The following is a 22532-nucleotide window of genomic DNA, read 5'->3' as shown; positions in this document are numbered from 1 at the left end:
TCAAATCTATACTGATGAAAAGAAACTTAAAATGGCTATTGGTAGCCGCGTTTGTATGCGCTCAGTTTAATGGTTTTGGACAGCCACAGAAAGCGGCTCCCAGAAAGGAAGGAGATGGTCCATGGACCCAGCTGATCATTCGGGGAGTAACCCTGATCAACAGTACCGGAGCTCCTGCAATGGGGCCGGTAGATATCGTGGTGGAAGGGAACAGAATTGCATCCATCCGACCTGTAGGTGCACCGGGATTGCCTATAGACCCTGCCCGAAGGCCAAAGTTAAAGGCGGGAGGTAAAGAATTACAAGCGGAGGGGATGTATCTGATGCCTGGATTTATAGACATGCATGCTCATATCGGCGGTGCCGAAAAGGGTTCTGATGCAGACTATGTGTTTAAGTTATGGATGGCGCATGGGGTAACTACGGTCCGGGAACCTGGTTGTATGAATGGCCTGGATTGGGTGTTGGATGAAAAGGCCAAAAGCCTGAAAAATGAGATCACTGCGCCGAGGATCAAAGCTTATACGGTATTCGGACAGGGAAGTAAAACGCCGATTTCTACCGCTGCGGAGGCGAGGGTCTGGGTGCGTGAAAATGCTAAAAAGGGTGCCGATGGGATTAAGTTTTTCGGAGCTTCGCCAGAGGTCATGTCTGCAGCTATTGACGAGAATAAAAAACTGGGTTTGAGGTCTATGGCACATCATGCACAGACTGATGTTGGCCGATGGAATGCACTGAATAGTGCAAGGGCAGGGATGACTTCTTTAGAGCATTGGTATGGCCTGCCGGAATCTATGTTTACAGACCGGACGGTGCAACACTATTCTCCTGATTATAATTATCAGAATGAGCAGGACCGTTTTGGAGAGGCCGGAACCTTATGGAAACAAGCGGCAGCTCCTTATACCGACCGCTGGAAACAGGTGATCAATGAACTGGTCGCATTGGATTTTACCTTGGATCCTACTTTCAACATTTATGAGGCAAACAGAGATCTGATGCGGGCAAGGACTGTAGAATGGCATGCCGATTATACGATGCCCAAACTTTGGGAATTTTACAGCCCCAGCCGCAATTCCCATGGTTCCTACTGGCATTCCTGGGGTACAGAGCAGGAGAACGACTGGAAGGAAAATTACAGGCTCTGGATGTCTTTTATCAATGAGTATAAAAATAAAGGCGGAAGGGTGACCGTAGGTACAGATGCCGGATTTATCTATGAATTGTTTGGCTTTGCTTATGTCAGGGAAATGGAATTATTGCGGGAGGCCGGCTTTCATCCCCTTGAAGTGATCAAAGCGGCAACGATGAATGGAGCACAGGCATTGGGCCTGGAGAAAGAGCTGGGCAGTGTAGAAGTGGGAAAACTCGCTGATTTTGTCATCGTGGAAGAAAATCCTTTGAAAAACTTTCAGGTCCTTTACGGAACAGGAGCGATTAAATTGAATGCTAAAAATGAAGTGGTCAGGGTAGGAGGTGTGAAGTACACCATCAAAGATGGCATTGTATATGATTCAAAAAAACTGCTGGAAGAAGTAAAGGAAATGGTTAAAAAAGAGAAAGCAAAGACCGGCTATATTTTTAGTCAGCCAGGCGTTCACGTTCATTGAGCGGTGTTTGCCTTATGTGTGCAATTATAGTGATAAAATAGTTTTGTACTGATTGGTAAAGAAATGCTATATTTGTCCAGATATAATTTTAAGCATGTCCGGAAGACCCAAAATATTTGAAGAAGAAGTAGTCATTGCCAAAGCGGCAGAGCTGTTCTGGCGTAAGGGGTTTGAAGCCGCCTCAACAGAAGAATTACTGGCCGCAATGGGAATAGGAAAGGGGAGCTTTTATCTGGCCTTTAAGGGCGGAAAGTCTGAGCTTTTTGAAAAAGTAATTGAAGGGGTAAGCAGGAAAGAGCTCCATTTGCTGAATCATACATTAGCAACAAGTCAGAATAAAGTTGAAACCCTGAAAGACCTTTTCAGAAGTATAGGTCTTGCCCCAAAAGAACGCAACCAAAAGGGCTGTTTCTTTGGTCAGACCATAGCAGAGTTCTCCAGTACGGACCTACCTTTCACTGACCTGGCAGCACGACACCTCTTACAGTTGGAAAAGATTTTTTATGAAGTGATCTCGGAAGCACAACAGGATGGGATGCTTAGCACAAAAGAAGCACCTGCTTTGTTGGCCGCCCATCTGATTACGATCTGGAATGGTCTTGGAATCTCCAGAAGAATAGCTCCTCAGCCTAATTCTTTAAGCACACTAATTGAAATGCAGCTAAAAGTCCTGCAATAGTTTTTTTTGTTCTATTGTGTACTGATTGGTACATAAGTAGGCTGACTTGATATTCTCCCATAAATCAACGAAAAATGACCACTGAAAAAGAAAATAAATCTACAGGTTTTTTACCTCCTCTAATGGTATTGCTCTTTGCTGTTGCTGCCGGATTGTCGGTCGCCAACGTATACTATGCCCAGCCTATGCTTCAGTTGATGACTGAGGAATTCGGAATTCCAAAAGGTTCAGCAGGAATGATCGTGACCATTACCCAGATCGGCTATGGCATTGGTTTGCTACTGATTGTACCCCTTGGTGATGTGCTGAACCGCAGAAAGCTCATCTCCGGACAAATGTTACTGTCTGTAGTTGCCCTGATGCTGATCGGCTTTGCACAGCATCAGCTTGTTTTCTTTACCGGAATGATGTTACTGGGTTTGCTCGCAGTGGTGACTCAGGTACTGGTTGCTTATTCTGCTAACCTGGCTGGCCCTTCCGAACGTGGCCGCGTAGTAGGACTGGTGACCAGTGGCATTGTGATCGGGATATTGCTTGCACGTACCATCTCGGGGACGATGGCCGACCTTGCCGGCTGGCGCTCCGTTTATTTTCTATCTGCTGTTCTTACCTTAATCTTAGCAGGGACCTTGTTTAAGGTATTGCCTGCTGAGGATCAGAACAGAACATTTACTTCTTACCCTAAATTGCTGCTTTCCATGTTCAGGTTGTTTATCACCGAAAGGATGTTACTGGTCCGCTCGCTGATTGCCATGTTTCTTTTCGCCGCTTTCAGTACACTCTGGACAGCCCTGGTATTCCCACTGAGCGCCGCACCATTTTTCCTTTCTTCCACAGAAGTAGGCTTGTTTGGACTGGTAGGAGTATTGGGTACACTGGGGGCCACAAAAGCGGGTCAACTTGCAGACAGAGGACTGGCGCAATGGACCACAGGAGTCGCATTGTCGCTGTTGTTACTTTCCTGGCTGGCCATTGCTTTTGTCGGATCTTCGCTATGGTTGCTCATTTTAGGCATCATTATACTCGACCTTGCTGTCCAGGCTGTTCATGTTACCAATCAAAGCATCATTTATACCCTCCAACCAGAAGCAAAGAGCAGAATTGTTGCAGGGTATATGATTTTTTATTCTATTGGGAGTGGAATAGGTTCTATCACTGCAACTAAACTCTTTGCAATAGCAGGATGGACCGGAGTCTGTATAATAGGAGCTGCTTTTAGTGCATTGGCCATCTTTTTCTGGGCTTTAACACTGAGGTATAGCAGCAAGCTCAGGCCTTAGAAAATTCTATATGTTCATGTTCTTCAATAATCCTTACCAGTTTATCGGATAGTTTTTTTCCTAAATCAAGTTTACTCTTTGAAAAATCCTTCCAGATGAGCTTTATGGGCTCTTTATATTCATGAACGCCAAAGCCTCCTTCGAGAAGGTCGCTAAAAGCGTCCAGGTTATGGCCGGTTTGCCAGTCGAGATTTTTGCTGAGTACTTTGTCTGTTTCTACGTAAAATGTTTCTAATTCTGAAAAGTTCTCCCCGTTGATAATGATTGTTTTCTTATCCATTTGATACTATTAAGACCGAATTCAATTGTTCCTGTCGGAAACACAATAGGGCTTAACAATCCGACAGGGGAAATGGTTTTAGATTTGAAGTCAATGTGACTGAAGATAATCCTATAGCAGTGTGATTTAAAAATGTAAATAGTTTTTCATTTCTGTTGCTTTGATCACAAAATCCGGCAGCAGCTGGATTTTCCTGAAAACCGGATAACAGACACTCGTGCTCGTTTTATTGATGGCCAACTGTAACCACTCTGTTTTTGTTGAATCCTTCTGACCGAGCTCATCCCGGTAAACGGTATCGGTATTTTGAAAGTTATCTGAATATCTGTTGATGGTATACACATCAAAATTACCTTGTTTTTTAATCCACGTTTTTTCAAATTCAGGAGTAGCTTCCAAATCGTTCTTATTTATCTTACTGACCTTTCTGACCTTGTGATCAGCATCATAAGTATAATCTACTTTAAAAACACTTCCGGCAACATCATCATGATGTTTATTCCCGATCCTAATTTCTGCTCTGAGTATCATAGGGGCTGGATTTTCTACTCTGCCATACCTCATCTTGTAGAGCATCTCCAGTTCAATGGGATAATCACCTAACTTGTCTTTTAACAGATCCGCCAGATTAAAGATGTTGTTCTGGCCTGAAACGGTCTCAACCAGGTATTTATAGTAAGCCGCATTTAAGTAATAGCTGTCCTTGTTTATTCTGACTTCATTTTGCGGATGAAAGGAAACCGATAAACTATCTGTGATTTTGTTGTTTTGATAGAAATATAGTTTTTTATGGGAATTCCGTGCTTTTTGGCCCCAGGTTAGTAATGAAATTTGTGGATCAGTGGATTTTAAGATGTTTTTATTTCCGTAATTATAAATAAGAATACTGTCAGCAGTAGCAGTGGATATGGTCACATACGTTAAGGTGTCATTTCTTAAAGCTTCATGGACCGGCTGATCATCCATCTTTATCTCCAGATCCATGGATTTTTCCTTGAAAAGAACCATTTCATAATACCTTGGACGATAGGTGCTCTTGCAGGCTGAAAGGGAGAGTGTAAGGAACAGTAAAAAATATAGTTGTTTCATTTTTCTAAAGAAATAATTCCATTGGGATCTTTTATATTTGAGTATAGAGGGCATAAGCGATTCTATTTCTAATTTATGAATACCAGAAAACAAATACGCCTTTTACTTACTTTTTATTCCGGTTTTTTTCCAGCTACCCTTGTCATTTCTCTGGCTTGCGCCGGGCTTTTTCTTTACCTGGGAATGGCTGCTTTAACTGTTCTGATTTGGTTTAAGGTTTTTACATTGGGAATCATTGCTTATTACATCAGCAAGTATAAGTATAAAGAATTCTTATATTATCAAAACCTGGGTATTTCTAAAATTTTTCTCTGGACAGCTTCTTTGACTTTTGAACTGTTGATTTTTGGTCTTTTGTTGATCTTATCCCTGAAACTGTCATGATTCACAAACTTGAAGTAGACAGTGTTCTTCTTGAATATGGCTCCAGAAGAATTTTATCTGATGTTTATCTGAAATGTGAAACCGGAAAAGTAACCGGATTGTTGGGTAGAAACGGGATTGGAAAAACAAGCCTGATGAACCTCATCTTTGGAAGCCTGGTCCCAAATAGCAAGTCTGTTCGTTTTGATGGGGTAGCTGTTCCGAAAGCTTATGCCGTTCAGGGGCTGTTGTCGTACCTTCCTCAGTATAATTTTATTCCGGGAAGCCTAACCCTAAAAAGGGCATTTGACGATTTCGGTTTGGAATATCCTCTTTTTGAACAGTATTTTCCGGAATTCAGATTAAAGTATAAAAGCAGGGTCCTGAACCTCTCCGGCGGACAAAGGCGTTTGGTGGAACTGTATATCATCCTTAAATCAAAATCGAAATTTGTAATGTTGGATGAACCATTTTCTCATTTGAGTCCCTTGATGACAGACCTGATTAAGGAGTGTATGGAGGAAGAAAAGGGCAACAAAGGGATTCTGATCACGGACCATATGTATCCTCATGTGCTGGATGCTGCTGATGAGCTTTATCTGTTAGCAGAAGAAAACGTCCGGCTGGTCACGCAAATTGAGGATCTTGAGCAGTTTGGGTACATTCATTCAGCTCATTAATTCAAATTAATTTTCAGTAAAATTTAAATACCTTAGGGCTTTGATTATATAACATGAATAAAACCGGCGCTCTTCTTATCTCTTTCCTTTGTATCGGGCTTGGGACATTCGCACAACGACAAAATCAGTATTTTCTTAAAGATAACGGAACTTATGTGAAGCTGCGCGACAGTGCAGATTATATACGGATTGTACAGGAGCCTGATCAGGGAAGTCTGTTGTATAAAGTATTTGAATATTATCTCGATGGAACTGATAAGAGTTCCGGACTTTCTAAAAAAATAGATCCTCCGAAATATGAAGGAGCTTATGTTTCCTATTATAAAAATGGGAATAAACATATTCAGGGAAATTATGCCAATGGACAGCTTAAAGACACAGTGGATACCTATTATCCGAATGGTCGGCTTTACACCAGGATGGTCTGGCCATTCAGCGAAGAGCCAAATGTTGTCCGTCAGATGTATGTTCATACCGTTATGGATTCTACAGGGAAAGTACTGGTCCAGAATGGAAATGGAGAAGGGGTTTTCTACAACCCTGACTTTAATGAAGTTCTTGAACGGGGAATGGTTAAAGCTGGTGTTTACGATGGGGTCTGGACAGGAGAAAATCAGAGAAACGGACTTAAATTCAAAGAGAGCTATGAAAACGGAAAACTGATTTCGGGAGAAAGTACAGATGCCAATGGGCAGATTTATGCCTACACAAAGAAAGAAATCCTTCCTGAATTTAAAGGCGGAATGACTGATTTTTATAATCACCTGAAGAAAAAAATAAGGTATCCTCAGGGAGCAATGAAAAAGGGCATTCAGGGGGTGGTGTACCTCCGTTTTGTAGTGAAGAGAGACGGTTCCTTAAAAGACATCAGGGTGATGAATTTTGTTGATCCAGAACTTGCAATGGAAGCCATTCGGGTCACAAAACTCAGCCCGGATTGGACACCTGGTGTGCAACGGGGTATTCCGGTAGATGTGTTTTATAATGTGCCCGTTTCTTTTAGCCTGAGAAGGTAATCTTTGTGAAATGAGCAGGCTGATTCTATGAAATTGTAAATTAACAATATTTAATAAAATTATTCACCTCATCAGATCTGCTATGGAGATTTCTAAAGAACTGGAACATAAAATTCATTTCCTTTTATCAAAGGGGAAAAAAATTGAAGCGGTGAAGCTGGTCAAAAACACCACGAATTGCGGATTAAAGGAAGCTAAAGATTTTGTGGATAGCTTCAGTCCGGCACAGTTCCGGTCTTCTGGTGTTCCTACACCTGATATGGAGGTCGAACTGCGCTCTTTAGTCCAACAGGGGAAAAAGATTGAAGCGGTGAAACTATATAAAGACAGGACCGGAGCTGGTTTGAAAGATAGCCTGGTTTATATCGAGTCACTTATTGAAAAAGCGAAGCCCTTAACCCCCAATCCAGGGATCAAGAGCAGGGAAACACAGTTGGAGGACATCGTTAAACAACAGGAAAAAGAGTTAAAACCCAGATCAGGTTGTTTTATAGCTACAGCCTGTTATGGGGATTATTCCGCTCCGGAAGTATTGGTATTAAGAACATTCAGAGATCAGGAATTGATGACCTCAGTTTTGGGAAGAGCCTTTGTACGTTTCTATTATGTCGTTTCTCCATTTTTTGCCAGACAGCTGGACCGCTCGGATGTGGCAAAACACCTGTTGAGAAAACACTTGTTAAATGGAATGGTCAACAGGCTTTCTAATAAGAGAAAATAGTACTTATCTGATAAAGTTAGGTTGCATTCTTGTCGTTGCCGGAGGAATGAGCATCATGTCGTATTTTTGGATATAGCCAATAACTTCTTTAGAAAGGTTAATCTTCCCCTCTAATCTTGCCTCATTCAGCTGTTTCAAATTGATGAGGCTCCAGGAGTCTTTGTTGGTATATTTAAGCAAGGCTTCATCCTCAGGTTCCAGTAAATCACTGATATTTCCCTGTTCATCTTTTCTGTATCTCGCAAAAGAAATGATGGAGAATGCCTGTGTATTGGAATAATTGGCCAGTTCATAAATGGTATTGCCTACTTCGGGAAAGCCGCTTGAACTGGTTCCTCTTGCAGTATGTACAGCTCCCAGTTTTATGAATACTTTAGGCAATTCCTTTTTTTTAGCTTCATCTTTATACTGTCTGATAAAGCTCTTTTTCATGTTTTCTACTCTTGCATACCATTTGTTGTTGCGTTCCTCGTCCCGGATTTTCCAGGAAAGGATCAATTCCTCCATCAGTTTCTGGTTGGATCTGTTTGCTGGTACCGCCTGGAAAAAAGCAGCAAGCTCAGCAGAATGAAGCATTTTTGAATATATTGGATATTTTATCGTGATTAAGTCCTTTGCATATTCGTCTATAATATATTGAGCGGCCTTTTGGTAAGTGTTTTTTAGGATTGGTTTAGCCTGACTACCAGCATACAATTCATCCAGAATATACAATGGGGCTCCATGACTTTCATAATCGATACCCCATAGTTTGAAATTGTTATCCAATGCGGCATTTAAAAATACTTCCTCTTCTTTTCCATCGAAAAAACCAAAGGGGCCGGAGTTAAAGTGCTTATAATATCTGGAGTTGAATTTCATCAGGCTTTCTTTTTTGCGGTAGATGGAACTGAGCCTTTCTGCGGCCAGCGAACCTATTTCCAATGCAAAATGGCGATAACCGCTGCTTTTCAGAAAAGGCATGAGATCAGCAGTCAGCATTTGAAGTTCAGTCATATCATGTTCTTCTCCAAGCAGGAAGAACTGTGATTTGGAAATATAGGCCTTCAGCGTATCGGCTCCCGGACCAGTCAGTTCCCTTTCTTTGATGGTAAAATGATAAGTTGATTCCCGTACCGGATCGGTCTGGCCATAAACAAGAAGGGCTAAAAAAAGAAAAGTATTTGAAAGTAAAAATCTTTTAATCATAAGATATTTATATTTGTACGAAGATAATGTTATCTTTTTAGGTGGGTTGGATTTCGGGAATAAAAAATGAATCTTTGAACACATCAATATCTGAAGAATAAAAACATGGCCATAGGATTCAACCCAAAACACATAGAAGAGGTTTCACTAGTTCCCGGCGACAGACATTCCTTTCTGGTCTGTACGGTTGAAGTACTCCACAAATTAGGCTGGAAGACCGGCCAGCTGAGTGAATCAGGGGTAATCGCCTATACTGCTAAAAATGCTTTTTCATGGAATGCCGAAGTACGGATTATCATTGGTGAAGAACATGCAACTATTGAAAGTGCCTCTGTCGGATCGGAAATCGCAGACCTGGGTAGAAATAAAAAGACAGTCCGGCAGTTTTTAACTGCTTATGATGAGCTGGAAATCTTTAGTCCTGAGGAACTTTCCTCAAAATATGAAGCTTTAAAATCTGGTTTTGTCGCTCCGGAAGATGACCTTTTAACCTTGCCTCCTGCAACAACTGCAGATCATGTAAAGGAATTCTTATATGTCTTCAGGCCCGTAAAGGGATATGTAGTGACTCCGGTATTAATGTACCTGAACATCCTGATTTTTATCATTATGGCCCTTTCAGGAGTCAATATTTTTGATCCTACATCAGATAGTTTAATCGATTGGGGTGCTAATTTTACACCGCTGACTTTAGGAGGACAGCCCTGGAGACTGTTAACGAATTGCTTTTTACACATCGGAATTTTACACCTGCTGATGAATATGTATGCACTGGTATATATAGGTCTTCTTCTGGAGCCCCATTTAGGTAAATTACGCTTCATTGCGGCTTACCTGCTGGCAGGAATTACGGCTAGTGTTGCGAGTGTATGGTGGAATGACCTTACGATCAGTGCAGGGGCATCGGGCGCAATTTTTGGGATGTATGGGGTTTTTCTGGCGATGTTAACGACGAACCTGATTGAGAAAACCGAGCGTAAAGCACTATTGGTAAGTATCGGGGTTTTCGTCGCTTTTAACCTCGTCAACGGAATGAAGGGGGGAATAGACAATGCAGCCCATATTGGTGGATTGATTGGCGGTTTAATCATAGGTTATGCTTTCCTTCCAAGCCTGAAAAACAAAACCCATCTTTATCTGAAATATGGAACCGTTGCCTTGATCACTGTGCTTGTGTTGAGTACTTCATTTGTGGCGTATAAAAAAATCCCAAATAATTATAGTCTTTATGATCAGAAAATGGCTGTATTTTCAGCATTGGAAGCCAAAGCTTTAGCGGTTTATAAATTGCCAAAAGAGGCCTCAAAAGAACAGCTGCTAAAGGGTTATAAAGAAGAGGGGACGGTAAACTGGAATAAAAGTTTAAAGATCATTCAGGAACTGGATGAACTTGAGCTCCCTCAGGCATTCCATGAGCGAATCCTGATGTTTAAAAAATACGTTCAGCTCCGTATAAAAAGCTATGACCTGGCCTATAAATCTGTAAATGAAAATACTGAGGCCTATAAGGATGAAATGGCTGGTTACAATGCGGAAATACAAAAGATCCTCGATGATATCCTTGGAGAGAAATAAAGCAGACCACAGATTCCATTTCCTGATCACAATGTTTATTTTTGTTCATGATCCAAAAGAAAAATGAACACTGGTTTAGCATGCTTTTTATATGGAGGGGCTCTGTCTTACCACAACTTCTTCCGCGCTTATCTTTGTTGTTTTTGATTTCAGTGGGGATTGTTGTACTTAAAGGGACGCTTTTTAATTTTAAAATCCCCTTAAGTCCTGCACCGTTTACCCTCTTTGGAATTGCCTTAGCTTTGTTTCTGGGCTTCAGAAACAGTGCCAGTTACGACCGGTTTTGGGAAGCACGTAAGTTATGGGGTGCTTTATTGAACGATACCCGCTCATTGGCAAGGCAGGCCATTACCTTTAGTGGTTATCACCGTGACGGTAAAGAGGTGGATACTTTTCTTAAATACCTCATTGCTTTTACTTATGCCTTAAAACACCAGTTAAGGGGGACAGATGCAGCGGAGGACCTCAGGAAGAGGCTGGATCCGGTTCTTGCGGAGAAACTGAGCACGGCAATTTATAAGCCCATTATGCTCATGAAGGAAATGGGGATTTGGGTTCAGCAGGCTAAAGAAAATGGAAAAATAGATACCATTCTTCAAACCGCATTTGATGAGAACCTGAACAAGCTATCTGATATTGTGGGCGGATGTGAAAGGATCGCTTCAACACCAATCCCATATACCTATCATATCCTGCTACACCGCACTGTGTATATCTATTGTTTCCTGCTGCCTTTTGGTTTTGTAGACAGCCTGAGCTGGCTAACTCCTTTCATTGTTATTTTTATCGCCTATACTTTCGTCGCACTGGAAGCTATTGCTGATGAAATCGAAGAACCTTTTGGACTCGAACCCAATGACCTTGCTTTAAATGCCATGAGCGAAATGATCGAAACCACCCTGCTGGAAATGGGAGGGAAGCCGATTCCTGATTATGGAAAAAATAAGCTGGGGATCCTTGATTAAATACTTTATGGTTTTTTGAATCAGGCTTTAATACCAGGATTCCTTTAAAGAGAAAAGCATTCCTTTTTTGTTTGTATGCTATTTATGTTAGTATTGTTTGCTATTTTTGTTAGTAATCAAAAGAAACATGTCAGAGCGAATCAGAGAAAAGTTAAATATCCTTGCCGATGCTGCCAAATATGATGTATCCTGTTCTTCCAGTGGCAGCAAGAGAAAAAATGATGGTAAAGGCCTGGGAAATGGGCATAATTCCGGTATTTGTCATACTTATACAGAAGATGGAAGGTGTGTCTCCCTGCTGAAAATTTTATTGACAAATCACTGTATTTTTGATTGCGCCTATTGCATTTCCCGAAAGAGTAATGATATTGAACGTGCAGCTTTTACGGTGGAGGAAGTGGTAGAGCTGACGATGAATTTCTATCGCCGGAATTACATTGAAGGGTTGTTTTTAAGCTCTGGCATATTTAAAAATGCAGATTTTACCATGGAACGCTTGCTCAGGGTAGTAAAGAAGCTGAGGTTGGAAGAACGTTATAATGGATATATCCACTTGAAAACGATTCCTGGAGCCAGCGATGAACTGATCAGGGAGGCGGGGATGTATGCAGACCGGATGAGTATCAATCTGGAAATGCCTACAGAAGCCGGCCTCAAATTACTGGCGCCTGAAAAGAGTCATCAGGATGTGATTAAACCTTTGGGCTATGTACAAAATCAGATTATTCAGTTTAGAGATGAAAAAAAACTGATCAAAAGTGTTCCAAGTTTTGTCCCTGCCGGCCAGAGCACACAAATGGTGATTGGTGCAACTCCTGAAACAGATAAAGAGATCATGCACACTGCCCATGACTTTTATAAAAAGTTTTCTTTGAAAAGGGTTTACTACTCCGGCTACATTCCAATCAGTAATGACAACCGCTTGCCCGTTTTGGGCTCGGCTCCACCATTGGTTAGGGAGAACAGACTGTATCAAACCGACTGGCTGATGCGCTTTTATGGCTTTCATGTCAACGAGTTGTTAAATGATGCAAATCCGCATCTCGATATTGATATTGACCCGAAACTAAGTTGGGCATTGAGAAATCTCCATTTTTTTCCTGTTGATATCAATATCGGCTCTTATCAGATGATCCTGAGAATACCGGGAATAGGAGTGGCCTCAGCTAAAAGAATTGTGCAGGCAAGAAAATTTGGAAAGCTGAGAATTGACCAGTTGAAGAAAATTGGGATATCTTATAACAGGGCCCGTCATTTTATCAAGTGTGCAGATAGTCCTTTTCAACTGAAAGAATATCAATCCAGCCAGATCAAGTCGTTTATTCTTGCAGAGAGCCAGAGCAAATATTTAAAGAATGATACGCAACAACTGATCTTATTTTAAACGATGATATACCTTTTTGACGGTAGTATGGAAGGCCTTCTTTGTGCGGTCTTCGAGTTTTTTGAGCGTAAGCCAGGTTCCGTTTCCCTCCGTACAGAAGCGGAGCATCAGCCTGATGCTTTTTCAACATATTTATCTGTCCATAGCGATCCGGTAAAGGCAAACAGGGTATGGAAAGCTTTGCAAAAGAGATTGCCGGGGATTTGGATCAGACGGTTATATGCTTGCTTCCTGTCGGAAAAAGCGATTGGCTACAGCAGCTTGTTTGAGTTTTGCTGTTACCTGTTTGTCAGCCCGGTGGGCGCAGAAAAAAACTATGGCAATGAACATGTGTTAACTGTTGCTCAGCTTGCAAAGAAAGTGGAAAGGGAAAAGCATAGAATGGAAGCCTTCATCCGTTTCCAGCATACCTCGGATGGCTTGTTTTATTGTGGAATTGATCCCGACTATAATGTTCTGCCCCTGATCATGAAGCATTTTAAAGACCGATATGCAGATCAGAAATGGATCATTTATGATATAAAACGCCATTATGGTCTTTTTTATAACCTGGAAGTGGTGGAAGAAATCCGGATGAAGTTTGAACATCCTACCTTCAATAGCCCGTCGACAGAAATTTTCTCAGAAAAGGAAGAATTGTATCAGGCCTTATGGAAGGACTATTTTAAAAGTACCAATATTCCCGCAAGAAAGAATACAAAATTGCATTTGCAACATGTTCCAAAGAGGTACTGGAAATACCTGACGGAAAAGCAACCTGTTAAGTCATAGAACCTCAGGTTTCCGAAGGCTGGATAATTACAAAACGTATAAACGGGAATTCCTGTTTGATGACCTCCCGGATGCGTACGATGGCATCGGTAATGTCTTCAGTGTCGATCTCAGGCTCAAAGACCACCATGATCATGAGTAAAACTTCTTCCGGCGACTGATAAGTAGACAATACATTTGAAACGCTGACCACCGCTTCGTCCTGTTCTGCAAGTAACCTGATTTTCTCTTTTGTTTCCGCTGCAATGCCTTCGCCCATCAGCAGGCTTCTGCTCTCCCGGGCAAGAATGGCGGAGACAAAAACCAATAACAGTCCGACAAGAACAGAGGCAAGTCCATCCATGTAATCCAGCTGGAAATGATGGCCGACGAGCATAAAGACGAGTACAATCAATAAGCCCGTTACTGCTGCGCCATCTTCAAAGAGCACCAGAAAGCTCGATGGGTCTTTACTTTTAACAATGGCCTGCCACCAGTTCATTCCATTTCTCACTTTATTGAATTCCTTTATCGCCACGGATAAAGACCAGCCTTCAAAAAGAATACATAAACCAAGTACTGCATAGTTGATCAATGGGTTGCTGATGGGTTCAGGTTCAATGATGTGTTGTATGCCCTGGTAGATCGAGATCCCTCCACCAAGGCCAAATATGAGGATAGAGACGATAAAGGACCAAAAGTAGAGCTCCTTTCCATAACCAAAGGGCCGGCTGCTATCCGGAGCTTTTTTACTTCTTTTTAGCCCATACAACAGTAAAACCTGATTGATGGTATCTACCATGGAGTGGATTCCTTCCGAAATCATGGAGGAACTGTTGGTAAATCCTCCGGCAATAAATTTAGTAATTGCAATCAGAAGGTTAGCGGCTAAAGCACTGTAGATAGAAGCGTTGTTTTTAGTCATGGGTGGTTTCCTCCACGAAATCAATGCCTTCTGTTTGAATGGTGGTATGGCTGATGCCGAAGTTATTCAGGAGATGCTGCTGTACGGTTTTTAATACCACATCAGATTGATGTCCTTGTTGGAGAACAACATGAACACTCATGGCATTTACTCCGGAAGTCAGTACCCATACATGGAGATCGTGAATTCCCGCAACCCCCTCCAGTTTTAGCATTGATGCCCTTAGTTCCTGAATATTGAGGTCTTTGGGCGTTCCTTCGAGTAAAATTCCTACAGATTCTTTTAACAATATCCAGGTTCTGGGAAGGATAAACAAGCCAATTAAGGAGGATAAGATCGGATCCGCATAGTACCAGCCTGTGGTCAGCATAATCACACCTGCTACAATTACCCCAACAGAGGTGAGCATATCAGATAACACTTCGAAATACGCCCCTTTCATGTTCAGGCTGTCTCCGGAGCCTTTTCGCAAAATCATCATTCCGGCAATATTCACCAGCAGACCGATTGCCGCAACGATCAGCATCATTTTGCTCTCTACTTTTGGAGGGTCGGAGAAACGTAAATAGGCTTCATAAAGAATGTAAACAGAGATGACAATGAGAATCACCGCATTGGTTAATGCCGCAAGGATTTCGGCCCGGTAATATCCATAACTGCGTTGTTCATTTGCCGGACGCTCTGCTAAAGTGATGGCAATCAATGACAATGCAAGCCCACCAACATCGGTCAGCATGTGCCCGGCATCTGCCAACAACGCCAGACTTCCGGTAATGATTCCTCCTGCAACCTCTGCAAGAAGATATAAAGCGGTGAATCCAAGAACCAGTTTTAGCTTCTTTTTATTTTTTCCTGAAGAAGAGACCGGAGTTGAAGTCATTGCCAGACTGGATAAATACGGTGATGGTTATCTCATTAACAAAAAATCTTTTTAATAGTTTATTTTTTTTAAGAATGATGTTGATCAGCCCGGTCTGTTAGGGTAAGTCTGACGGGAGCAGAAACCGGTGGAATGAAATTTAGCCGCTGATCTTAAGCGGCTAAATTTTATCCAAACCGAATGATTATAAATTGATGTGTGTAATGACCACACCAAATTCTTTTAACCGGGTAAGTGCAATAGGGGTAGAGACAATGGTTTCAGGAAGGTACAAACCTCCTTTTTCTGGTGCAGAATGTCCCCCCAGTCCTAAAACAGCCTCAGTTGCAAGCAATGCCCCTAAGGCAGTCAGGTGAGACTGCCCTTCAGGATCCGAAACTACGGTTCTGATCTTTGCAGGTTCTCCGGACAATAGGGTTCCTTCGATATCAATATAGAGATCGTGAGATGCCTTTTCTCCTTTATTCCTTCCTATAGATGTTCCTATAGAAATGTCAAACCTGACATTTGGTGAATTTGAGATTGCAGCCAGGCTGGGTACATCTAAGGTTCCCATTGGATAAGCATCTATGGAGCTGCCATCGCTCAGCTTTAGTGACCTTACATTTTCTGTAGCATCCAACCATTCCCATTTTCTATTCCTGCGTAACAATGCCCGTCCGACAAAACTGTCCAGTTGTGCAGCAATCATTGGTCCGATCGGATCTTCTGTATCATAAAGACAAGCAGTCTCGATATGATCGATTTTGCTGAATTGTGCTGCTGTATCTTTGGCAACCAGTGTCAATATTCCTGCCTGCCAGTGATCTGCCAGTACAATTCTGGACTCAGAGGCCCCTTGTTGAAGCAGAAAAATAACAGGGGCAAGTTCGTCGGCAAGTTTTGTGATGCTGATGTGTGCCAGTCCATGGGCAATAGCAGCTTCTATCAGAACATTTTCGGGGTCTTGAAGTGCAGCTATGATCAGGTCAATATCTCCAAAACTGCTAAGATTAAAGTCTTCAGTTAAATCCAGATATTTACTTTCTGCGTTCCCTAGCCGGATCGCCTGCTGTTCTCCTTTTTCAGGATGCCTTCCGCAAAGTACAAGTTCTATGTTTGGGTATTTCCTTCTGATGTGGCCTGCAATGTTGCTGCCAACATGTCCATATCCGCCGGCAATTAAAATTCGTAGTGTTTTTGGTAATCCCATAGTGTATTTTCTGTTTATTTTTCTTAACTATTTTGTTAATGATGATGAAGTAACTTAGCTGAATTCAATTAGGTCGCATGACCTAATTAGTCAAATATAGGTCGAGTGACCTAATTGTTCAAAAGAATAAAATTACTTTTAGATTTGTATGACAAATGAAGAAAAGAGAAGACAAAATCAATATCATTATACGAAGCACGATTTCCTTGCTGCAGGAAGAGGGGGCGGGAAATTTATCAATGAGAAAAGTTGCCGAACGTTCAGTGATGACATTGAGTAATCTTCAATATTATTATAAGGATAAGGATGAACTTTTACTCGCAACTGCAGCATACTATTTTAAGTGCTGTGAGGAAGAGGTGATGAAGACCTGGGAATCGTTAAAAATGTTTGAAGCTTTTCCGGAACAGAAATTCATCCGGGAAATTCTCTCTGCCATCCTGGTAGAAGAGGGACGGAGTGACTTTGCAATGTTTCGGGAAATCTGGGCACTCTCCTTAAGAAATAAGGCGCTGGCAGAGTCCGTTCATCAATATTACCGCAAATATTGCGTCTGGCTTGTAGAATTGATCAGCTCCTTTTCCAAATATCCTGAAAAGGTTGTTGGTTTATTGGTTCCTTATGTCGAAGGGTATTCGATTATGGGGAGCGCAATTCCTTTGGATAAAAAAGGGACTATCGATTTGTTATCAGGGCTGATTGATCTCCTCAACAAACCGGATCATTAATCAGGATGAGCCTTGTCCGGATTCTGAAAAAGACAATTCCATGGGTACTAACAGAAAAACTGTTATAATAGGAAGGATAGAATCAGCGTTAGTTATTTAAAATAGACCATTTTCCATGAAAAAATATGTAGCCTTGTTGCTTATGATGATCATATTCCCAGGTCTGTGCATTTCGCAGGAGGTGTTTAAGGGAGGATCAAAAGAGAAGTTCGAAGAGTCGAGAAAGAAGATAGAGGCCGGAATAACTGAAAAAGAAAAGGATAAGCTGGAGATCGCCTTACGGGTGCTGGCGCTTGCCGTGATCTATGAAAGAGGAGACAAAACCAATAAAAAAAGCTTCGATGAGGTGGTAAGAAAAAGGATCAATGGTAAAAGCCTGTCCGAAGTTTTTAACCTGGCCGAGCAATTTGTGAAGGAAGATCACCAGCGGAAAATCGAAAAAATGGAGGCTCAGATCAAAACGGAAGACCTTAAGAAGCAGAAAACAGATCAACTCAAAGCGAAATTAAACGTATTACAGGCGAAACCTGTCAAAGCAGATCTCCAGAATGGTCAGCTGGTGATCTATTGTGCTTTTACCAATCATACCAACCAAGCCATCAGTAATTATACCACAGTAATCGCTTATTCTTCAACGGAAGATGAAAATGATGGCTGGAGCTGTAGTAAAGGACATGAGGGGACCAGCACACTGGCACCAAATGAAACCAGAATATTTAGCTGCAGTTATCCGTTTGAAGCGGCAAAAAAGAATTCCACTGCCATAAAATGGGATCAGATGAAGTTCCCTGTCACAGATTTTTCAACCTATAATATGTTGATGGACTGTTATACTGAAATGTTGGTGTTAAATGGAACAACTTATGCGCAGGGTAACAACGAGTTTACTAAACAGGAAGAGCGGGAACTGCTAAAAAGCAAAAACGAACTGGAAAAACTGAAGGCTGAACGGGTAGGTCTGGATGATTTAATGATCATCAAAAAATAAAGATGACAGAAATGATTCACTACCGGTATGGGCAGCCTTCCGTCTTATTCAAATCCGTCCAGCATGAAAACCTGTTGCTCTCTAATTATAGCGAGGTTCAGAAAAGTTCGGAGGCGCCCTGTTTTTTCTGGGGAAAGCTGAACAATCCTTTCCTGGTATCCCGGTGTTTAATTGCCTTATCAAATGTAGTGCAATCGGGTTTCAGCTTGTCGCCGGCCGAATTGGCTAAACTTAAAGACCCGATTGTGACTGCCGGAAACGGAAAGTTACGTTTTGAAGGCTTTTCACAATGCGCAGGTGTTTATGCCCGGTTAGATATTTTACCTGATGGACTGGATGGGGAGTTCATCGCGCATGGGACAACCAATGTAGACTTTAATCAGCCGATGATTTCGGCATTAGGCAGTATCCGGCAACAGGAACAACTGATCCTTTCCGTAGGAAGTAAAGACCTGACCTTACATAAGGAAGGCGTAAAAATATCAGAGAAAAAAGTGCCGCTTCCCTTAAAATGGATCAAAGGACTTACTACGGTCCAGATCTTTCTTTCTGAAGCAGCAATATCACATACATTTAATAAATTACAGACCTTACAATTGTTTCAGGGGATTCCCAAAGGGCCGGTTAAAAATGATTATTACCTCGTTAGCCGGGGCAACCGCCCAATGTTTTCTCCTTTGAAATCTCCCGCTGCGGTTTGTATAGGAGGGCTTCACCGGTTGCGTTTACTGGAGCCACTGTTGCCTTATATGGATAAGCTTTGTGTATTTTCCCACCCGCAGATGCAATCGACCACCTGGCAGCTTTATTTTGGCTCCTTACGCTTTAGCCTCTCCTTATCAAGGGAGTCCTGGCGTGGTTTTTCCGGCGAAGGTGCAGCACTGGAATCTTTGATTGAAGATGTGCCGGACAGCTGGGTGGATGCCATGGATAAATACAGCTACGCCAATCAGGAATTTAACCCTTCCTTACTGGCAGTAGAAGAGGGCCTGGATTTCAGGCATGTAGATCAGCTGACGGCAAGATTAGCTGCGATGGGGTTATTGGGTTTTGATCTGGACGACAATCGGTTTTTCTATCGCCGCCTGCCTTATCGTCTGGACCGGATCATGAGCCTTAATCCACGAATGAAAGACGCTGAAAGGCTGATCACTGAGGGGAAAGTTCAGATCTTAAGTAATAAAGAGGGGAAGGTCGATGCCAGGGTGGAAGGATCCGGTGTACTGCATACGGTAGTACTGGAGGGAGAAAAGGCAAGATGTACCTGCGCCTGGTTTAGCAAGTATCAGGGGGATCGTGGGGTATGCAAACATATACTTGCGGTTAAAAAAATGAGGACGAATAGTTAAGAGAAAATGATAGAAGAGTACTTGAATATATTGGAAAAAGGCAGTAAAGATCTGCTGATTCCCTTTTTAAAATCACTCACAGAGAAAGAAAGACATTCACTCGTTCCGACGATAAAAAAGGAAGAACGACGTTTAGATAAATACGAATTCAGAGGTCATGGTAAATATTCGAGATTAGCCACAGAAGAGCAATTGTGGATCCTGGCGGTAAGTACGTTTACTTGTTTTGGATCCTCAGATGCAAAAAAACTGCAGGGATGGACCTGGAGAGCTTATCAGGAGATGGACGAGATTCTGGACTGGCATTGCCCGCCCTGGTTTTCTTCGTTCATTCATGGTTTAAAGGAGGAAGAGTTTCTTCCTGTTCCCTACCAGTATGTGTTGAACTGGCAGGAAAAAGGATACCTTTCTGCAAGTCCTGAACTGCTGGCGGCCATTCTGCCAATGGCGATCTATCTTCCTGATGAGAAAATTACCGGCTACTTTAATTTTCTTCCGGAGGAGTTAGAGAAAAACCCAATCACACTGAGGGAACACATCTGGTATCTGTTCGAATATCCAGGCACTGTAAATCGGGTAGAAAGGTTTTTAAATGTGAGTCCCGGAGAAAAAGAACATGAGAAATGGATGGGGGCCTTCCGAAGGCTGACGGAATCCGGGCAGCTGGACAGAATGCGTGTTCTGAAAGCATGCCTGTTAACCGTTAACCGTAATTTTAATAAAACCCTCAGTGGCTGGTTTATAGATTTGTTCTTGTCATTGAACCCGGTAGAAGAAGAACTGATGCAGTTACAGGATGAACTTTTTTCTGCATTGTACAGTGTGCAGTCTAAAGCCGTAGGGGTAGTGCTGGCACTTTTTAAGAAGTTATATGCCCATCCTGATTTCCGTACTGATGATTTTATCGCCCAGCTTGCCACCCTGTTTTCTTCTGAGCTGAAATCTGTGGCGAAAACCGCACTTTCCATTGCAGAGAAGATCGCAGAATCTACGGTAGCTAAAAGAAAGGATATTTGTGTTCAGGCCATGCCTGTCTTTTTGACTAAAGATGAAGCCATGCAATTGCAGGCTGCAAAGCTGATCAGGAAATATGGAGATCTGGAAAGTGAGGAGTTAAAGGAAGCAGTATTGCCTTATACAGATGCAATTCTGATGTCGGTGAAGCCTTTGTTGCAGCCATGGTTAAGGGTTGTGGAACCTGGTTTTCCGGACAGTCCTGATCAATTGGAAGAAGGCGATCCCATGCAATTCCGGCTGATCCGGGCAGAGAACCGCATTCCTGAACTGAAAAATATAGAAGACCTGATTTTCCTCGCCGGACAGGCTATGGAGAATAATGAACCTTATCATTTTGACCTCCTGCCAGCGGCAATATTACAGTTCGATCAGCAGATCACCGGAGAAACAATAGCGCAGCTGGAGCCTGCTTTTCAACGTGCTTATAAAGTGAACAGTCAATGGTCTTCGGGCTTAGGTTTGTTTGATCGTTTACTGGCTGCATTTCTGACGAGCTATAGTGCTTACCTGACCCTGAAATTTCCTGAATCTGCTGCCGGATTGAAGAGACTAAGACTACAGCATGCCAATGACCTCCTTGACCTGGATTCCTGGGGACGTAAACTAGATATACGGTTGTTTGATCCCTTCAAAATGATCTTTGATGCGGTTCTGGAACAAATAAAAAAAGGGACTTCCATTCCACTACTGTCTACTGCTACACATAGTCCCTCTTATGTTGATCCTAAAATATTAGTGCAGCGATTCAAAGCCTATCAGGAAGCCGGTATTGAACCCCATACTATGGATGTGCAGCTAGCGATGCAACGATGCGCACTGGACGAGACAGAGGAGGCCCTGAAACTGGCAAAGTCTGAACTGACCGGGGAGTATCGGGCCTTAATGACTTACTTTTTAGATCAAAAAGCCTTTTCTACAGGGGAGATCTTACATGCCAACTGGTGGTTAACTGCAACGATGCTAAATAAAGGAGGGCAAATCCCGGAAGTTTTAAGTATTAAAGCAGATCAGGAAGTCCTTCAGACCGTTGTTAAAGGGAAATTTGACTGGAAGGCCTATCTTAAAGAATACCTGGCTTATGGGGAATTTGATGCTAAAACGGGTAAATCCGAGCGCTATAAAGCCTGGAGTCCGGAAATTCTGGTAAAATATCCGGTGCATGCCTCAAAAAAAAGAGAACAGTATCTCTTTGTAGAATACTTCTTTGAAAAAGAGTTTCAGCAAAGCTGGGAAACAGATATTCCAAGATTGATATTTGCTTTTCCCAATCATCCTGACCTGATGCTGAGCAGCCGGATTAACCTTCACCTCAACCTGTCTGGTGCGGATGGGGATCACCTGAGGGCAGCAAATAAAATGTTGATGTCTTTGCGCGAATTAAATGGAGAGCTGTCGCCCTTGGGGTATCTGACTATTGCAGCAGGAATGCTTCATTCAGACAAAACCATTCGTGGGCTGGCGGCAGAACTTTGGTTCGAAAGAGTGGAAGAAAGACGAATGATCAGTGCAGAGACCGGACGGATACTGGGGCTATTGGAACGGATTGAATGGGCGCCTTTGAAAAGGTTGACAGACCTGATGACGACCAATATGATGGGATTGAGTACTGCTCATAACATGGCTCTGGAAGAAATGATCGTCGCATTGCTTTCCCAGCTGGAAACAGAACCGGTTAAAAATCTTAAAAAGCTATTGGAAATTTACCATGAATTGATTGCCTTAAACGGATCTGCTGTAGATCTGGATAAAATTCCTCAGCTCAGCACATGGAACATTACAGGAAGCCTCAAAAAGGTAGTAGGGGAGTTATTGAGCAGGAACTAATATCAGGTCCTTAAAATGAGGTTTGATTTCGAGTTAACGTATCGAAGCA

Annotated in this window: 21 protein-coding genes; 15 read left to right on the top strand and 6 right to left on the bottom strand. The window is 42.3% G+C overall.

What is annotated here, in order from left to right; all coding sequences use genetic code 11:
- Positions 1 to 14: 14 nt before the first annotated feature.
- The 3 genes from BUC20_RS28120 (at position 15) to BUC20_RS28110 (ending at position 3569) form a co-directional block, all read left to right on the top strand.
- Positions 15 to 1610 carry an amidohydrolase family protein gene (locus BUC20_RS28120; RefSeq protein ID WP_073236695.1) on the top strand — a complete coding sequence of 532 codons (1596 nt, stop codon included), beginning with the start codon at positions 15 to 17 and terminating at the stop codon, positions 1608 to 1610.
- A 94-nt stretch (positions 1611 to 1704) separates the two neighbouring features.
- Complete coding sequence (locus BUC20_RS28115; RefSeq protein WP_073236305.1) at positions 1705 to 2289, top strand: TetR/AcrR family transcriptional regulator; 585 nt, start codon at positions 1705 to 1707, stop codon at positions 2287 to 2289.
- 74 nt (positions 2290 to 2363) lie between these two features.
- Positions 2364 to 3569 (top strand): MFS transporter, encoded by a 1206-nt coding sequence (locus tag BUC20_RS28110; RefSeq protein WP_073236302.1) that lies wholly within the window; start codon positions 2364 to 2366, stop codon positions 3567 to 3569.
- Here BUC20_RS28110 and BUC20_RS28105 read toward each other — a convergent pair.
- Positions 3559 to 3849 carry a barstar family protein gene (locus BUC20_RS28105; protein ID WP_073236300.1) on the bottom strand — a complete coding sequence of 97 codons (291 nt, stop codon included), beginning with the start codon at positions 3847 to 3849 and terminating at the stop codon, positions 3559 to 3561. The two genes, BUC20_RS28110 and BUC20_RS28105, sit on opposite strands and share 11 nt — an antisense overlap.
- 126 nt (positions 3850 to 3975) lie before the next feature.
- Positions 3976 to 4938 carry a hypothetical protein gene (locus BUC20_RS28100; protein ID WP_073236297.1) on the bottom strand — a complete coding sequence of 321 codons (963 nt, stop codon included), beginning with the start codon at positions 4936 to 4938 and terminating at the stop codon, positions 3976 to 3978.
- Positions 4939 to 5013: 75 nt separating this feature from the next.
- On the opposite strand from BUC20_RS28100, the gene BUC20_RS28095 reads away from it, so the two are divergent.
- The 4 genes from BUC20_RS28095 to BUC20_RS28080 all read left to right on the top strand — a co-directional run bounded on the left by BUC20_RS28095 (position 5014) and on the right by BUC20_RS28080 (position 7718).
- The gene (locus BUC20_RS28095) at positions 5014 to 5322 is read left to right on the top strand and encodes a hypothetical protein (RefSeq protein ID WP_073236294.1); all 309 of its coding nucleotides are present in this window, start codon (positions 5014 to 5016) and stop codon (positions 5320 to 5322) included.
- Positions 5319 to 5981, top strand: a complete 663-nt coding sequence (locus BUC20_RS28090; protein ID WP_073236292.1) for an ATP-binding cassette domain-containing protein — start codon at positions 5319 to 5321, stop codon at positions 5979 to 5981. Before BUC20_RS28095 ends, BUC20_RS28090 begins: the two co-directional genes overlap by 4 nt.
- Before the next feature lie 53 nt (positions 5982 to 6034).
- On the top strand, positions 6035 to 6997 hold the full coding sequence (locus BUC20_RS28085; protein ID WP_073236289.1) for an energy transducer TonB: 963 nt from the start codon (positions 6035 to 6037) through the stop codon (positions 6995 to 6997).
- A gap of 82 nt (positions 6998 to 7079) precedes the next feature.
- Positions 7080 to 7718 (top strand): ribosomal protein L7/L12, encoded by a 639-nt coding sequence (locus BUC20_RS28080; RefSeq protein ID WP_073236287.1) that lies wholly within the window; start codon positions 7080 to 7082, stop codon positions 7716 to 7718.
- A 3-nt stretch (positions 7719 to 7721) separates the two neighbouring features.
- Here the strand turns inward: BUC20_RS28080 and BUC20_RS28075 are convergent, their stop codons facing one another.
- On the bottom strand, positions 7722 to 8906 hold the full coding sequence (locus BUC20_RS28075; RefSeq protein ID WP_073236285.1) for a hypothetical protein: 1185 nt from the start codon (positions 8904 to 8906) through the stop codon (positions 7722 to 7724).
- A 105-nt stretch (positions 8907 to 9011) separates the two neighbouring features.
- Here BUC20_RS28075 and BUC20_RS28070 point away from each other — a divergent pair, with 105 nt between their 5' ends.
- The 4 genes from BUC20_RS28070 to BUC20_RS28055 all read left to right on the top strand — a co-directional run bounded on the left by BUC20_RS28070 (position 9012) and on the right by BUC20_RS28055 (position 13601).
- Positions 9012 to 10481 (top strand): rhomboid family intramembrane serine protease, encoded by a 1470-nt coding sequence (locus BUC20_RS28070; protein ID WP_073236282.1) that lies wholly within the window; start codon positions 9012 to 9014, stop codon positions 10479 to 10481.
- A 47-nt stretch (positions 10482 to 10528) separates the two neighbouring features.
- Entirely contained in the window at positions 10529 to 11446 is a 918-nt protein-coding gene (locus tag BUC20_RS28065; protein WP_073236280.1) for a bestrophin family protein, read from the top strand.
- Between the two features lie 127 nt (positions 11447 to 11573).
- On the top strand, positions 11574 to 12830 hold the full coding sequence (locus BUC20_RS28060; protein WP_073236277.1) for a putative DNA modification/repair radical SAM protein: 1257 nt from the start codon (positions 11574 to 11576) through the stop codon (positions 12828 to 12830).
- Between the two features lie 3 nt (positions 12831 to 12833).
- On the top strand, positions 12834 to 13601 hold the full coding sequence (locus BUC20_RS28055; RefSeq protein ID WP_073236275.1) for a TIGR03915 family putative DNA repair protein: 768 nt from the start codon (positions 12834 to 12836) through the stop codon (positions 13599 to 13601).
- A gap of 4 nt (positions 13602 to 13605) precedes the next feature.
- Here BUC20_RS28055 and BUC20_RS28050 read toward each other — a convergent pair whose 3' ends face one another.
- The 3 genes from BUC20_RS28050 to BUC20_RS28040 all read right to left on the bottom strand — a co-directional run bounded on the left by BUC20_RS28050 (position 13606) and on the right by BUC20_RS28040 (position 16577).
- A complete protein-coding gene (locus BUC20_RS28050) occupies positions 13606 to 14505 on the bottom strand; it encodes a cation diffusion facilitator family transporter (protein WP_073236272.1) in 900 nt (299 codons plus the stop codon).
- Positions 14498 to 15385 (bottom strand): cation diffusion facilitator family transporter, encoded by an 888-nt coding sequence (locus BUC20_RS28045; RefSeq protein ID WP_073236270.1) that lies wholly within the window; start codon positions 15383 to 15385, stop codon positions 14498 to 14500. The genes BUC20_RS28050 and BUC20_RS28045 overlap by 8 nt, the downstream gene beginning before the upstream one ends.
- A gap of 184 nt (positions 15386 to 15569) precedes the next feature.
- Positions 15570 to 16577, bottom strand: a complete 1008-nt coding sequence (locus tag BUC20_RS28040) for an SDR family oxidoreductase (protein WP_073236268.1) — start codon at positions 16575 to 16577, stop codon at positions 15570 to 15572.
- A 155-nt stretch (positions 16578 to 16732) separates the two neighbouring features.
- Between BUC20_RS28040 and BUC20_RS28035 the strand changes: the two genes are divergently transcribed.
- From BUC20_RS28035 to BUC20_RS28020, 4 genes are all read left to right on the top strand, one after another.
- Entirely contained in the window at positions 16733 to 17305 is a 573-nt protein-coding gene (locus BUC20_RS28035) for a TetR/AcrR family transcriptional regulator (RefSeq protein ID WP_073236265.1), read from the top strand.
- A 115-nt stretch (positions 17306 to 17420) separates the two neighbouring features.
- Positions 17421 to 18293, top strand: coding sequence for a hypothetical protein (locus BUC20_RS28030; RefSeq protein ID WP_073236262.1), 873 nt, complete (start codon positions 17421 to 17423; stop codon positions 18291 to 18293).
- 2 nt (positions 18294 to 18295) lie between these two features.
- The gene (locus BUC20_RS28025; protein ID WP_073236259.1) at positions 18296 to 19642 is read left to right on the top strand and encodes an SWIM zinc finger family protein; all 1347 of its coding nucleotides are present in this window, start codon (positions 18296 to 18298) and stop codon (positions 19640 to 19642) included.
- 6 nt (positions 19643 to 19648) lie between these two features.
- Complete coding sequence (locus BUC20_RS28020; RefSeq protein WP_073236256.1) at positions 19649 to 22483, top strand: DUF6493 family protein; 2835 nt, start codon at positions 19649 to 19651, stop codon at positions 22481 to 22483.
- Positions 22484 to 22532: the final 49 nt, after the last annotated feature.

Source organism: Pedobacter caeni (assembly GCF_900129215.1).
In the GTDB taxonomy this organism is placed as follows: Bacteria; Bacteroidota; Bacteroidia; order Sphingobacteriales; family Sphingobacteriaceae; genus Pedobacter; species Pedobacter caeni.
This window is presented reverse-complemented; position numbering and strand designations above follow the sequence as displayed.

What these genes read in the sequence shown, in the direction of transcription:
- BUC20_RS28120 (WP_073236695.1), top strand. Translation starts at nt 15, where the DNA reads ATGAAAAGAAACTTAAAATGGCTATTGGTAGCCGCGTTTGTATGCGCT.
- BUC20_RS28115 (WP_073236305.1), top strand. Translation starts at nt 1,705, where the DNA reads ATGTCCGGAAGACCCAAAATATTTGAAGAAGAAGTAGTCATTGCCAAA.
- BUC20_RS28110 (WP_073236302.1), top strand. Translation starts at nt 2,364, where the DNA reads ATGACCACTGAAAAAGAAAATAAATCTACAGGTTTTTTACCTCCTCTA.
- BUC20_RS28105 (WP_073236300.1), bottom strand. Translation starts at nt 3,849, where the DNA reads ATGGATAAGAAAACAATCATTATCAACGGGGAGAACTTTTCAGAATTA.
- BUC20_RS28100 (WP_073236297.1), bottom strand. Translation starts at nt 4,938, where the DNA reads ATGAAACAACTATATTTTTTACTGTTCCTTACACTCTCCCTTTCAGCC.
- BUC20_RS28095 (WP_073236294.1), top strand. Translation starts at nt 5,014, where the DNA reads ATGAATACCAGAAAACAAATACGCCTTTTACTTACTTTTTATTCCGGT.
- BUC20_RS28090 (WP_073236292.1), top strand. Translation starts at nt 5,319, where the DNA reads ATGATTCACAAACTTGAAGTAGACAGTGTTCTTCTTGAATATGGCTCC.
- BUC20_RS28085 (WP_073236289.1), top strand. Translation starts at nt 6,035, where the DNA reads ATGAATAAAACCGGCGCTCTTCTTATCTCTTTCCTTTGTATCGGGCTT.
- BUC20_RS28080 (WP_073236287.1), top strand. Translation starts at nt 7,080, where the DNA reads ATGGAGATTTCTAAAGAACTGGAACATAAAATTCATTTCCTTTTATCA.
- BUC20_RS28075 (WP_073236285.1), bottom strand. Translation starts at nt 8,906, where the DNA reads ATGATTAAAAGATTTTTACTTTCAAATACTTTTCTTTTTTTAGCCCTT.
- BUC20_RS28070 (WP_073236282.1), top strand. Translation starts at nt 9,012, where the DNA reads ATGGCCATAGGATTCAACCCAAAACACATAGAAGAGGTTTCACTAGTT.
- BUC20_RS28065 (WP_073236280.1), top strand. Translation starts at nt 10,529, where the DNA reads ATGATCCAAAAGAAAAATGAACACTGGTTTAGCATGCTTTTTATATGG.
- BUC20_RS28060 (WP_073236277.1), top strand. Translation starts at nt 11,574, where the DNA reads ATGTCAGAGCGAATCAGAGAAAAGTTAAATATCCTTGCCGATGCTGCC.
- BUC20_RS28055 (WP_073236275.1), top strand. Translation starts at nt 12,834, where the DNA reads ATGATATACCTTTTTGACGGTAGTATGGAAGGCCTTCTTTGTGCGGTC.
- BUC20_RS28050 (WP_073236272.1), bottom strand. Translation starts at nt 14,505, where the DNA reads ATGACTAAAAACAACGCTTCTATCTACAGTGCTTTAGCCGCTAACCTT.
- BUC20_RS28045 (WP_073236270.1), bottom strand. Translation starts at nt 15,385, where the DNA reads ATGACTTCAACTCCGGTCTCTTCTTCAGGAAAAAATAAAAAGAAGCTA.
- BUC20_RS28040 (WP_073236268.1), bottom strand. Translation starts at nt 16,577, where the DNA reads ATGGGATTACCAAAAACACTACGAATTTTAATTGCCGGCGGATATGGA.
- BUC20_RS28035 (WP_073236265.1), top strand. Translation starts at nt 16,733, where the DNA reads ATGAAGAAAAGAGAAGACAAAATCAATATCATTATACGAAGCACGATT.
- BUC20_RS28030 (WP_073236262.1), top strand. Translation starts at nt 17,421, where the DNA reads ATGAAAAAATATGTAGCCTTGTTGCTTATGATGATCATATTCCCAGGT.
- BUC20_RS28025 (WP_073236259.1), top strand. Translation starts at nt 18,296, where the DNA reads ATGACAGAAATGATTCACTACCGGTATGGGCAGCCTTCCGTCTTATTC.
- BUC20_RS28020 (WP_073236256.1), top strand. Translation starts at nt 19,649, where the DNA reads ATGATAGAAGAGTACTTGAATATATTGGAAAAAGGCAGTAAAGATCTG.